Source organism: Vibrio sp. V03_P4A6T147 (assembly GCF_002241085.1).
GTDB classification, from domain to species: Bacteria; Pseudomonadota; Gammaproteobacteria; order Enterobacterales; family Vibrionaceae; genus Vibrio; species Vibrio anguillarum.
In genome coordinates, this window is the sequence record NZ_NDIO01000387.1 from 1 (window position 1) to 11,673 (window position 11,673).

12 protein-coding genes and 1 pseudogene are annotated in these 11,673 nt (G+C 45.2%); all 13 read right to left on the bottom strand.

The window, feature by feature from the left end:
* Positions 1 to 373: pseudogene (locus B9J84_RS14670) on the bottom strand (flagellar biosynthesis protein FlgL); the annotation flags it as partial.
* Between the two features lie 10 nt (positions 374 to 383).
* Entirely contained in the window at positions 384 to 2,258 is a 1,875-nt protein-coding gene (flgK, locus tag B9J84_RS14675; RefSeq protein ID WP_017045945.1) for a flagellar hook-associated protein FlgK, read from the bottom strand.
* Between the two features lie 142 nt (positions 2,259 to 2,400).
* Positions 2,401 to 3,324, bottom strand: a complete 924-nt coding sequence (gene flgJ, locus B9J84_RS14680; RefSeq protein ID WP_094124449.1) for a flagellar assembly peptidoglycan hydrolase FlgJ — start codon at positions 3,322 to 3,324, stop codon at positions 2,401 to 2,403.
* Positions 3,325 to 3,333: 9 nt separating this feature from the next.
* Entirely contained in the window at positions 3,334 to 4,425 is a 1,092-nt protein-coding gene (locus tag B9J84_RS14685; protein ID WP_013856256.1) for a flagellar basal body P-ring protein FlgI, read from the bottom strand.
* Between the two features lie 47 nt (positions 4,426 to 4,472).
* The gene (gene flgH, locus B9J84_RS14690; RefSeq protein WP_017045947.1) at positions 4,473 to 5,252 is read right to left on the bottom strand and encodes a flagellar basal body L-ring protein FlgH; all 780 of its coding nucleotides are present in this window, start codon (positions 5,250 to 5,252) and stop codon (positions 4,473 to 4,475) included.
* A gap of 23 nt (positions 5,253 to 5,275) precedes the next feature.
* A complete protein-coding gene (gene flgG / locus B9J84_RS14695; protein WP_010319379.1) occupies positions 5,276 to 6,064 on the bottom strand; it encodes a flagellar basal-body rod protein FlgG in 789 nt (262 codons plus the stop codon).
* A 21-nt stretch (positions 6,065 to 6,085) separates the two neighbouring features.
* Complete coding sequence (flgF, locus tag B9J84_RS14700; RefSeq protein WP_026027903.1) at positions 6,086 to 6,835, bottom strand: flagellar basal-body rod protein FlgF; 750 nt, start codon at positions 6,833 to 6,835, stop codon at positions 6,086 to 6,088.
* 198 nt (positions 6,836 to 7,033) lie between these two features.
* Entirely contained in the window at positions 7,034 to 8,338 is a 1,305-nt protein-coding gene (gene flgE / locus B9J84_RS14705) for a flagellar hook protein FlgE (protein WP_026027395.1), read from the bottom strand.
* A gap of 43 nt (positions 8,339 to 8,381) precedes the next feature.
* Positions 8,382 to 9,089, bottom strand: coding sequence for a flagellar hook assembly protein FlgD (gene flgD / locus B9J84_RS14710; protein WP_013856252.1), 708 nt, complete (start codon positions 9,087 to 9,089; stop codon positions 8,382 to 8,384).
* A gap of 16 nt (positions 9,090 to 9,105) precedes the next feature.
* Complete coding sequence (gene flgC, locus B9J84_RS14715) at positions 9,106 to 9,522, bottom strand: flagellar basal body rod protein FlgC (RefSeq protein WP_010319383.1); 417 nt, start codon at positions 9,520 to 9,522, stop codon at positions 9,106 to 9,108.
* Positions 9,523 to 9,526: 4 nt separating this feature from the next.
* A complete protein-coding gene (gene flgB / locus B9J84_RS14720) occupies positions 9,527 to 9,922 on the bottom strand; it encodes a flagellar basal body rod protein FlgB (protein WP_013856251.1) in 396 nt (131 codons plus the stop codon).
* 266 nt (positions 9,923 to 10,188) lie between these two features.
* Positions 10,189 to 11,016 carry a protein-glutamate O-methyltransferase gene (locus tag B9J84_RS14725; RefSeq protein WP_013856250.1) on the bottom strand — a complete coding sequence of 276 codons (828 nt, stop codon included), beginning with the start codon at positions 11,014 to 11,016 and terminating at the stop codon, positions 10,189 to 10,191.
* A gap of 10 nt (positions 11,017 to 11,026) precedes the next feature.
* On the bottom strand, positions 11,027 to 11,673 hold a 647-nt coding region (locus B9J84_RS14730; protein ID WP_094124450.1), incomplete at its 5' end, for a chemotaxis protein CheV.

Genomic DNA, 11,673 nt, shown 5'->3' on the forward strand with positions numbered 1-11,673 from the left:
CAATTAAGTTGTTGAACATCTCTTGCAGCTCACGCGCTTTCGCTTCTCTATCTTCTGGAGAGAATGAACCGTTAATCATTTCCATAACAGTACGCTTTGCCTCATCGGTCGAGCTTTCCGCATTGGCAATGATTACTTCTTGATGTTCTAAGCGGTTTCGAACCAGCACGATTGCATCAAGATATTGGCGTAATTGCTCTTCTTGCTGCCCTACTTTTTGGATGTAATGAGTGGCTAATGGGCTATCGCTGGCCGAAAGCAACTTCTTACCCGACGCTAGCTGCGCTTGGTTATGATGGATCTTTGATTCTTGACGGCGCATATCGTTTTGCACCGATTGATAGTTATGGAAGCTCGATATTCTGGTTAACATTTATCGCCTCCTATCTCAGCTGCAAAATCGTGTTGAAAGTATCATTAGCCACCTGCATGATGCGTGAGGAAGCCATATAAGCTTGTTGGAACTTCATCATGTTCGCGGCTTCCTCATCAAGGTTGACTCCGGAAATGGACGCAATGCGCTCCTGCGCTGACTCTTTTTCAAGCCTGGCCACGTCACTTAAGCGTGACGCGGTGGCCAGCTGCAAACCAAAATCCGTATTGAGATCGTGATAAACCCCGAGCACGGTCGTTTCACCGTCGTTGAGTTTTTTCTCCGTTTGAATTTGCTGCATCTTACGTAAATTGCCGTTATCACCTTCTGAGGGGACAAGGTTTGCCGTAAATTTATCATTAGGTAGCGCGCCAGCCGTCAATTCAAACGTTGTACCAAGCACAGTAATCGAATTCGATGGTGGGTAGGCCTGTGGTTCTAGCAGCACGTTGCCTTTGGTATCCGTGACCGCAAATTGATCGCCCGTTGGTGAGATCACCACTTCAAATTCACGCAGCCCACCTGCCGATAAAATATTAAATTTTGCCTGCCCTTGAGCAAAAGTGGTGGAGGCTTCATAACTTTGTGCGGCAATGGCTGTCGGATCGTTGGTCGCCATTTTCATAATAGCGGCACCATTACGCGTTGGGCGCAGTAATATGCGCTCTCCGGCTTGAGGGGCGTTGCGAATCTCAACTCGCATTCCATCTAAAAATAAACTGCTGCCAACGACCGGAACGTTAACCCGCTCGCCCGTTGGCTTTAATACGGTATAATTGCTGCCGTTGTACTGTAGGGAGTATTCACCACTTTTCAACGCTGAAGTATCTTCGATATAGACAGCCATATCGGCTTTTGAATTGCCAGCGATGATCGCTCGCGAGCGGGCATTGACTTCAGAGTTCACATCCGTAAACAACGCTCTTCCCACATTGCCACGTAAGTCCAAGCCTTGTGATTGCAACTTGTTAACTTCATAAGAGAAAGATGTTGCCATGCGGCCAAGTTCATCCATTAGGTAAGGAATGTGCTTATCTCGCATCGTAAACAGAGCACTTAACTTACCGCCAATATCCTCAGTGGTAATGGTCTTGATCCCTTTGCCTTCAATCATGGCCAAGCGGCGCTGACTCACATCAGGATAACCATCAACCATCTTCATTTGGCTGGCTTCTGTACCTGAGACGAGCGTGTGCCCGCTCCCGATATGGATGTTAAACCCTTCAGCATTTTTACGTGGCGTCACGGTGACCTTGGTGTATTCAGACAACTCAGCCACCAATTTTTCATGCTGGTCCATTAAGTCATTGTGAGGACCAGGAGTACGCATCATTAAGCGTTGTAAATCTCGCAGCTCAAGCGCCAATTGGTTAATACGCTCAACGGCAACATCTAGCCCTTTGTTGGTCGCATCAGATTGGCGGCGAATGTTCTCGTGAAAATCATTCATGTTTTGAGTGATCAGATCCGCTTTCTCAAGTACAACTTTACGCGCACCTACATCATTCGGGCTGTCGGCGAGGGTTTTAATCGCATCAAACCATTCGTTTAAGTTTTCAGGGATTTTTTTCGAGGCCACTGACGACAATAACTTTGAGAGCATGTCTAAATTTTCTTCGTCGTCACGCTTAAAGGAAAAACTGGTGGTAGATAGGTTTAATTCATTAACGGCAAATTGATCCCATGAGCGGCGAACTTTTTCCACATGTACGCCCATACCGTAGGTTTCACCACCGTATTGGCGAGGCGTATTGGTCCCTTGGATCACAGACTGACGGCTGTAACCTTCTGTATTAACATTAGAAATGTTATGACCTGTGGTGCTGAGTTGTCTCTGAGCGGTAAGTACACTTTGGGTACCTAGATTCAGAAGATCCGACGCCATACTGCCCCCGAAAACCTAATCAAATCAGTGGTTACTGAATATCTAAGTTAGTAATTGCAATATGTATGCCAAAGGAGTTTCAAAGAAGAGATTAGACAAAATAAAGGAAAGATAAAAGCCAGCAAGGCTGGCTTTAGAGGGGTTATTCCATTGCTTCAATTTGAGATTTTACTCTCAGCACTTTTTCAGCATAGTATGGGTCCGTCGCGTAACCAGCAGCGTGCAGGCCACGAATGAAAGACTCATCGCTGCCATTATGGTTCAGCGCCACGGTGTAGCGCGGATTGTCATTGAGAAAACGAACATAGTCATTAAAACTGTCTTGATAATTTCCATAAGAACGGAACGCCGCTTTTTCCATCACGGGTGTATTATCATGATATTCAAGAGTTTGCGTCGCCACTTTCTCACCTAACCAACTTTTATCCGCTTTGATGTTGAATAAGTTATTACTGCTACCACGAGCATTTTGAACAACTTTTTGTCCCCATCCGGTTTCTAATGCCGCTTGAGCAAGTAGCAGTGAAGAGTCAACACCTAATGCCCGCGCTGCTTTTTCAGCATAAGGTTTCATTGAAGCTACAAACGCTTGCGGCGAATCAAATCGACTCGATTCGACCTTGCTAGGTTCGATCGTTTCTTGCGTTGAGAGGCGGCGGTTGTTACTGCGTTCGATACGGCGCATGGCTTCTTGGAAACCATCTTGCGTCGGGTCGGTTATTGATGGATCGTTTTTCGAGGTGTCGTTAGCCTGACTGAGCTGCGCCACAATCATATCGGCAAGCCCTAAAGAACCGGAGGCACTGAGCTCGCTCGACATTTGTTCATCAAGCATTTGTCGATAGAAATCTTCGTTTTGGCTGTTGAACATCTCAGATTTAAAATCGGCATTGGCGTCGCGCATCGATTTGAACAACATTGAGGTAAAAATCGCTTCAAACTGTTTGGCTGCGGCCTTGAGCGCCGCTGACTCGCCTTCTTTATCACCGGTTTTTGCTTGCTGACGTAGCTTATCTAAGCTAGCAATATCATGAATAAAGCCAATATCATTGGGATTATTAATCATCTTCCTCTCCTAGATAATGATCAGTTGGCCTTCAATCGCGCCTGCTTGTTTCAATGCTTGCAGAATCGCCATCAAATCTGAAGGGGCTGCGCCCACTTCGTTGACCGCGCGCACTAAATCATCCAAGGTCAAACCCGGTTCAAATTTAAACATTTTACCTTGTGCTTCAGACACTTCTATTTGGCTATTAGGCACCACAGCTGTCTGACCACCCGCTAACGCATTGGGCTGACTGACATTCAAATTCTCTTTAATGGCAACAGTCATACCACCGTGCGTCACCGCAGCAGGTTTTAAGCGTACATGCTGGCCGACAACAATGGTTCCCGTTCGTGAATTAACGATAATTTTGGCTGAACCATCCGCTGGATCAAACTCAACATTTTCGATTGCAGAAAGAAACGCGACGCGCTGCCCAACATCTCGTGGTGCACGGATACGTACTGACGTTGCATCAACCGCGGTCGCCATCTCTGGGCCTAAGAAGTTATTCACTGCATCTGCCATACGTTGCGCCGTGGTGAAGTCAGATTCAAGCAAATTGAAGGTAATAAAATCGCCACGGCTAAAAGGTGTTGGCACTTCGCGTTCCACCATAGCGCCGCCTGAAATCAGGCCAACCGTTGGGTTATTGCCGACAATTTTAGAACCATCAGCACCGGTGGCACTAAAACCACTGACCACTAAATTACCTTGGGCCACGGCGTAAATTTGACCATCCAACCCCTTAAGGAAGGTTTGCATTAGAGTGCCGCCACGTAAACTTTTAGCAGAGCCGATAGAAGAAACGGTGACATCGACACTTTGACCTTGCTTGGAAAACGCCGGTAATTCGGCCGTGACAATCACGGCGGCAACGTTCTTTGTTTTCGGTTTAGTGCCCGGCGGCAATTGAATGCCGAAATTTTGCAACATGGCGTTAAAACTTTGGTCGGTGAACGGTGTCGATTCGCCCGTTCCCGGTAGCCCAGTGACTAGACCATAACCCACTAATTGGTTACTCCGCACGCCCGCAACTTGAGAGACATCTTTGATACGGGCCGCTTGTGCATGGGTTGCGATGAGCAACAGACTTAAAACAAGCAGGGTGAATTTTTTCATGGTCTAGTACCTTAATTTCTACGTTTCTTTACGCCAGAACTCCGGCGTTACAGAGAGACATTAAAGAATCGTGCCAAGAATCCAGGTTCTTGCATATCTTGATTGGTGCCTGTGCCTGAATATTGGATGCGTGCATTAGAAATACGAGTAGAAGCAATGGTGTTGTCAAAGTCGATATCATCGGGACGAATGGTACCGCTTAAGCGAATGTATTCATCGCCAGTGTTCAGTGTGAGCCATTTTTCACCACGGATGACTAAGTTGCCGTTGGCGAGTACTTCAATCACTTCAACCGTGATCGAACCAGAAATACTGTTACTTTGGTTGGCTGCAGAACTGCCATTGAACTTGTTGTCATTTTTCAACGCATAAGAGAAATTGTAATCACCCACAGTGAGATCTTTACCGCCGACAGCGAGTGGATCCATAGACGCATCATTGGATTTGGATAGATCCGCATCAGCACTCTTGGCCGCTTTAGTACTTTCATCAAGATTGACGGTAATAATATCGCCAATGCCACGCGGTTTTGAATCATCATAAAGACTGTTCATTTGTGCCAAATTAAACAGTGAACCAGTTTCCGCGGCATAATGTTCCGGTTTCTGTTTTGGGTGGATAGGGGCCCAAGCAGGATCACCGGCTACGGGATCGGAACGCTTACGCATTGAGTCCAGTAAACCAGAACCTTCTTCTGCAGACTTATCCCCTTCAACCGCGTCCACCACGGTTGTACCTTGAACCACTTCAGGAGTATCGACCGGTGGCGGCATTAACGAGCAACCAGACAAAGCAGTAACCAATACAAGACTCAATAGACGTTTCATCGCAGCATTCTCTTAGTTAATGATTAGAGTTGTTGGTTCACAAAACTCATCATCTTATCGACTGCTGAGATGACTTTTGAGTTCATTTCGTAAACGCGTTGCGCTTCAATCATGTTGACCAACTCTTCTGTGACGTTCACGTTAGAGGTTTCAAGCATGGATTGACGAACATCACCGAGGCCGTCAAGCCCTGGCACCCCTTCTTGTGGATCACCACTAGCACCGGTCGGTAGATACAAGTTTTGACCAATCGGCTCTAGACCGCCTGGGTTGATAAAATCAACCGTGGTAATTTGTCCAACCACTTGGTTATTTTGCTGGCCACGAAGCCTGACGGACACTTCACCATCATTACCGACAGTAATAGAGATTGCATCAGGTGGAATAACAATTTCCGGCTCTAAATTATATCCAGCACCGGAAGTCACAATTGCCCCTTCGTCGTTGAGGGTAAATTGACCATTTCGGCTATAAGCGATATTGCCATCTGGCATCAGGATTTGGAAAAAGCCGTCACCTTCAATCATCATATCGAGGCTATTGGTCGTGGTTTGTACGTTGCCGTGGGTATGCACTTTTTGTGTTGCCACGACTTTAGAACCCGCACCAAGCATCAAACCGCTTGGCAGTTTGGTATTTTGCGAAGATTGACCGCCCGGTTGATTAATATTTTGATAAAACAGATCTTCAAATACCGCACGCCCCTTTTTAAAACCAATAGTCGAGGCGTTCGCTAGGTTGTTTGAGATAGTGGCAATATTGGTTTGTTGGGCATCAAGCCCGGTTTTACTTACCCATAATGCAGGTTGCATAGTAATCTCCTTTAACGCTTATCAGCTCATACGAAGTAATGAATCGGACGATTTGTCCATCTCTTCTGCGGTGCTCATCATTTTGACTTGCATTTCAAACTGACGTTGTAGCTCAATCAAGCTAGTCATCTCACCCACCGCATTGACATTACTGCCTTCCAGCGCACCTTTTAATAGCTTTACGCTAGCATCTGCTTCGAATGCTGCATTAGGATCTTTAGCACGGAATAAACCATTCGTATCTTTGTATAGGGATTGATTATTGGGGCGAACCAGTTTAATTCGGCCTACCACTTCCATCGCATCGGCTGGAGCGCCTTGCGGACGAACGGAAATAGTACCGTCATTACCGATTTCTACTTTACTCAATGGAATAGGTAGAGTGATTGGCGCGCCCGTTCCATCTAGCACTAGATGGCCGCTACCATTTATAAGCATGCCATTTTGGTCAATGCTTAGGTTGCCACTACGGGTTAACCCCTCTTTGCCGGTTTTATCCATCATGGAAATCCAACCGTCACCTTGAATGGTGATATCGAGATCGCGCCCTGTGGTAATGACACTGCCTTGCGCAAAATTATGTCCCGGACGTTCTGTCATGCTAAACACGCGGCTCGGTAACCCTTCGCCATAAGCTTGCATTGAGCGAGCTTGCGCCAAATCAGCACGGAACCCCGTGGTACTGACGTTTGCTAAATTGTTCGCTCTTAATTGCATGGCTTGCATGTTTTGCTTTGCGCCACTCATGGCGAGAAACAGTGCGCGATCCATAATCTGCTCCAATAATCATCGTTCGATCATTAAAAGCAATTGACGTGCCAACTTATATTTAAATTAAAAATCAATAGGTTAAATGTAATTGCACAAAAAATAGGGAGGATATAACGAAGATTGCCGCGAACAGATGGCAACAATACCAAGCTAACATTGCCGCTAACTTGGTATTGCCATTGGATGACGTTAAAAGAATTAACGGATCTGCAGTATGTTTTGTTGTAGCTGGTTGTGAACTTCAAGCGCACGCGAGTTCGCTTGGAAGTTGCGCTGAGCAGAGATAAGATCCACCAGCTCTTGAGTCATATCAATGTTGGATTGTTCAATAACACCATTGCTGATGGTACCAAATGAGCCTTTGTTTGATTCACCCCAAATTTTATCACCTGAGAATTGAGTCGAATCCCACTGCGTACCGCCTTTTTTATCTAAGCCCTGTTCATTGGCTACGCGGACAAGCCCCACACGTCCTAGAATGGTATTTTGACCATTTGAGTAAGTGGCTAGCACACTGCCATTTTCATCGAAATCGATCTTCGTCAAAAAGCCCGTGGTTGCGCCATCTTGTACAAATTTAGTCAACTCAAATGGAGCGGCAAATTGCGTAGCCGAATCGAGACTGAACGACAATGTTTGGTTAGCATCCGCACCGTTGAGTTCAACTGGGTTTGCCCCCAAACCTAAAGGCTCGGTTACAATTTGCTGACCATTATTCATGCTGGCTAGCGTACCATCATTATTAAACTTCATGGTATGCCCAATATGACCCGTCGGCGTAGTGGCATCACCACCAACTACATTGATTGGTTTCTCACCAGTTTTATCCGTCACGGTGTAATAGGTTTGCCATGTGTTAGCTTGCGTCTGATCTTTGAGGTAATAGGATGTCAACTTATAAGGCTGACCCATCGAATCGTAGATTGTCGATGAGGTGGTACGGTTGTACGTCTCAGGATCAGTAATATCAAACAAGGTTGGGTCTTTTAACTTGCCATTAGCTGGCAAGTTCGCGCCAAGTTCAACATTGGCTGTCTGTTTAGGTTTACCAAACTGAGCAGGAATATTGATAGGTTTTGGCTCATACGAAAGAACATCACCAGTATCAGGGTTAACATCATAGCCAAGCAAAAATTCGTCATTTGACGTTACCATGTAATCATTTTTATCGAGGTGGAAAGCACCATTTCTGGTCAACTCATTTTGTTGAGGCGTCAGCTTATCTTTCGCAACCGCAAAGAACCCCGTTCCCGCAACGCGCAAGTCCATCGGGTTATTAGTATAAATACTGGAACCTTCGTGGAATTGTTGTGCCACTTTGTTCGCCTGAACACCTTGACCAGGAGTGGTTTTGGAGTTGGTAAACAATGAGGTTGAGTAAACATCACCAAACTCAGCACGCGACTCTTTAAAACCAAAGGTATTCGCGTTAGCAATGTTGTTACTGGTGGTGTTCAGATCTAACTGAGCTGCGGATAAACCGCTTAATGATATATACGACATTCCAAAATCTCCTATCTAGCTAGCATATCTACTCTATAAAGAGTTACGCTTTGCCAACTTCTAGTACTTCAGCAAGTTTAACTGGCGATGTAAATCCAGCCAGATTGAGCAGTACGTTACCATCACCTTTACCCAGCAGAACGCTATTGACGTTTGCGTAAGTCGATACCGCAAACTCCTTGCTTTCTCCATCGAGCAAACCCGAAGCTTTCACTTGGTATTTGCCGCCCGGCAATGGATTACCGTTTTGATCGTTACCGTCCCATTCAACGCGATTATCACCGGCTGATTTAGCCCCGACATCAAAGGTACGAACCAATTGTCCAGCTTCATTCTCTATTCGGACAAACAAGTTCTCTAAACTTTGAGGAAGTTTGACCATCGCAGCCATCCCAGCACCCTCTTTTTTGATCCCTGCCGCTCCCGGTACTAACACATCACGGCCAACCAGTGATGAAGCCTGTAGAGCTTGGTTGGATGTCATCGACGAGTTGAGACTCTCAAACTGAGTGTTCATTTTGCCGATACCATCAACTGTGGCAAATGACGCCATTTGGGCAATCATCTGGTCATTACTGACCGGTTTAAAAGGATCTTGCTGAGCCAGTTGTTTGGTGAGTAACGATAGGAAGTCTTCTTGTTTAAGATCTTGCTTCCCCGTTGTCTCTTCTGTTTTCTTTTGGTCTTGAAGACTTTTCAGCTGGTCAATATAAGACAAGCCGCTTTGACCAATGTTATTTATTCCGGCCATACGCTACCTCCTTATCCTATTGACCCATCTGCAGCGTGCGCAGCAGCATTTGTTTACTTGCATCAGCCACCTGCACGTTCGTTTGATAAGAACGAGAAGCCGAAATCATGTTAGCCATCTCTTCCATCACATTGACATTAGGCTTGTAAATATAGCCTTCATCGTTGGCAAGTGGGTGATCTGGGTTATATTCTGCGTTAAGCGGTTTATCGCTTTCAACAATACCTAATACTTTTACAGGTACATTATGATCACGGTTATAACGCGCTTTACTTAACTCTGCACCAAACACCGCGTGACGCGCTTTGTAAGTATCTTTCGCCGAACTACTCACACTATCCGCATTGGCTAAGTTACTTGAGGTCGTATTTAGACGAACAGATTCAGCACTCATTGCAGAACCAGTCACATTGAACACATTAAATAAGCTCATCTACTTATTCCCCTTTGATTGCTTTCGTTAAGTTCTTGAATTTACTTCCTAAGAAGTCCAGTGAGGCTTGGTGTCTGATCTGGTTTTGCATAAACAAGTTACGCTCTAAATCTACGTCCACCGTGTTGCCATCACCCGTATCAGGTTGAGTCGGAATTCGATAGAGACTCTCGCCAGTTACTTTCGTGGAGGCAGATATATGCCGACCATCCGTACGGCTAAGACCAATGCTTGCCCCTGAACTTGCCGCCTGCAATGCTTTTTGAAAGTCCATTCCTTTTGCTTTAAAGCCCGGTGTGTTCGCCTGTGCAATATTGGTGGAAATCACCTCAGCATTGCGCTCACGTACACCAACCGTGTGTTGGTGAATACCTAATGCGTTGTCAAAAGAAATAGCCATGTTTGCCTCTACACTAAAAACTGACTGTTACTACTCATATTAAAAGCAATTAACGTACCAACTTAAAAAAACGAACCGTGTTTACAACAATTTTATCTAAATAAGAATCCGTCGAAATGTAAGCAAAATATACGCCGCTTTATCCACTTTTCGCCCACAACTTCAGTAAATCTCACCAATCAAAACGAAATTAGGGGAAAGAAAAAGCCCAGCAAAAGCTGGGCAAGTAACTAAAAGTAAGCAAGTAACTCAACGTAAGAATGTGGCTATTTGAGTTTATAAATGATGCCAGGGTTACAACGAACCATTTCAAACTTATCGGTCAATCCTGTCAGTGACTCCGATGCGCCGAGCAATAAGTAGCCACCGGGGTTTAAGCTACTAGCCATTTGATTTAATACTTTCGACTTCATATCAGGTGAGAAATAAATCAAAACGTTACGACAGAAAATAATATCGAATTTACCCAATAAGGCATAGCTCTCCATTAAGTTCTGAGGACGGAAGTTAACTAAACGCTTAACGTTATCTTTGATTTTCATTCGGCCATCACCAGCATCCTCAAAAAAGATTTTGCGACGCTCCGGTGATAACCCTCTGCCAAGTGCTAAATTGTCATAAATCCCCGCTTTACACATATCCAGCATGCTGGCAGAAATATCCGTCGCGGTGATGGCTACGCTCGGCAACATACCAGGCTTACGCTGTTGAGTTTCGAGCACCGTCATCGCCATTGAGTAAGGCTCTTGACCTGAAGAGCTTGCCGCTGACCAAATTTTTATAGGGCGTTTATTTGCAGCGACCTCGGGTAATAGACGTTCCGCTAAAACGGTGAATGGGTAAGCATCACGGAACCACAGTGTTTCGTTGGTGGTCATGGCATCGACCGCTGCAACTCGTAGCTCACGGTTTCGCCCCGTAACCACATCACGTAACAAGTCAGAAAGAGAGGTTAACTTGAATTTAGCAACCAGTGGACTTAAGCGACTTCTCACTAAGTACTGTTTGCTATCTCCAAGTACAATCCCGCACTGAGATTCCAAAAAACGGCTGAAATCGCGATATTCTTGATCGCTTATAGTTATAGCAGTCATTAATTTCTCTTTAGTTAACTAGTGCAGCTTTCACCGCATTCCCAAGCTCATCAGGGTTGAATTTAGCAATGAATGAGTTTGCACCCACTCGCTCAACCATGGCTTGGTTAAAAACGCCGCTCAGTGAAGAGTGAAGAATAACGTATAGATCTTTCAAATCTGAATTTCTACGTATCTCTGCTGTTAATGTATAGCCGTCCATTTCAGGCATTTCAATATCAGAGATCACTAAAGATATTTGATTGTAAATTGGCCCTTCTGCTGCCATCTCGATCAATTTTTCATACGCCTCTTTACCATCTTTAACAGCAACGACTTCAAAACCTATCGATTCTACTGCTCTTTGAACCTGTTTACGCGCAACGGTTGAGTCATCGGCAATTAAAATTCGACGGATGATCTCTTTTTCTGTTTCTACTTGGGCGATCGATTCACCAATCGATGAATCCATTGTCTCATTAACCGGAGAAATCTCTGCCAAAATTTTCTCTACATCGAGAATTTCTACCAATTCGTTATCGATATTGGTGACTGCGGTTAAGTAGTTATCTTTGCCTGAGCCATCTGGTGGAGGAAGAATGGCTTCCCAGTGCATGTTTACAATTCGATCCACCGAGCTGACCAAGAAAGCTTGGATAGATCGGTTGAATTCAGCAA

Excerpts from the sequence above, each read along its gene's own strand:
- flgK (WP_017045945.1), bottom strand. The coding sequence starts at position 2,258 with ATGGCGTCGGATCTTCTGAATCTAGGTACCCAAAGTGTACTTACCGCT.
- B9J84_RS14725 (WP_013856250.1), bottom strand. The coding sequence starts at position 11,016 with ATGACTGCTATAACTATAAGCGATCAAGAATATCGCGATTTCAGCCGT.
- flgJ (WP_094124449.1), bottom strand. The coding sequence starts at position 3,324 with ATGATTAATAATCCCAATGATATTGGCTTTATTCATGATATTGCTAGC.
- flgB (WP_013856251.1), bottom strand. The coding sequence starts at position 9,922 with ATGGCTATTTCTTTTGACAACGCATTAGGTATTCACCAACACACGGTT.
- flgE (WP_026027395.1), bottom strand. The coding sequence starts at position 8,338 with ATGTCGTATATATCATTAAGCGGTTTATCCGCAGCTCAGTTAGATCTG.
- flgG (WP_010319379.1), bottom strand. The coding sequence starts at position 6,064 with ATGCAACCTGCATTATGGGTAAGTAAAACCGGGCTTGATGCCCAACAA.
- B9J84_RS14685 (WP_013856256.1), bottom strand. The coding sequence starts at position 4,425 with ATGAAAAAATTCACCCTGCTTGTTTTAAGTCTGTTGCTCATCGCAACC.
- flgC (WP_010319383.1), bottom strand. The coding sequence starts at position 9,522 with ATGAGCTTATTTAATGTGTTCAATGTGACTGGTTCTGCAATGAGTGCT.
- flgH (WP_017045947.1), bottom strand. The coding sequence starts at position 5,252 with ATGAAACGTCTATTGAGTCTTGTATTGGTTACTGCTTTGTCTGGTTGC.
- flgD (WP_013856252.1), bottom strand. The coding sequence starts at position 9,089 with ATGGCCGGAATAAATAACATTGGTCAAAGCGGCTTGTCTTATATTGAC.
- flgF (WP_026027903.1), bottom strand. The coding sequence starts at position 6,835 with ATGGATCGCGCACTGTTTCTCGCCATGAGTGGCGCAAAGCAAAACATG.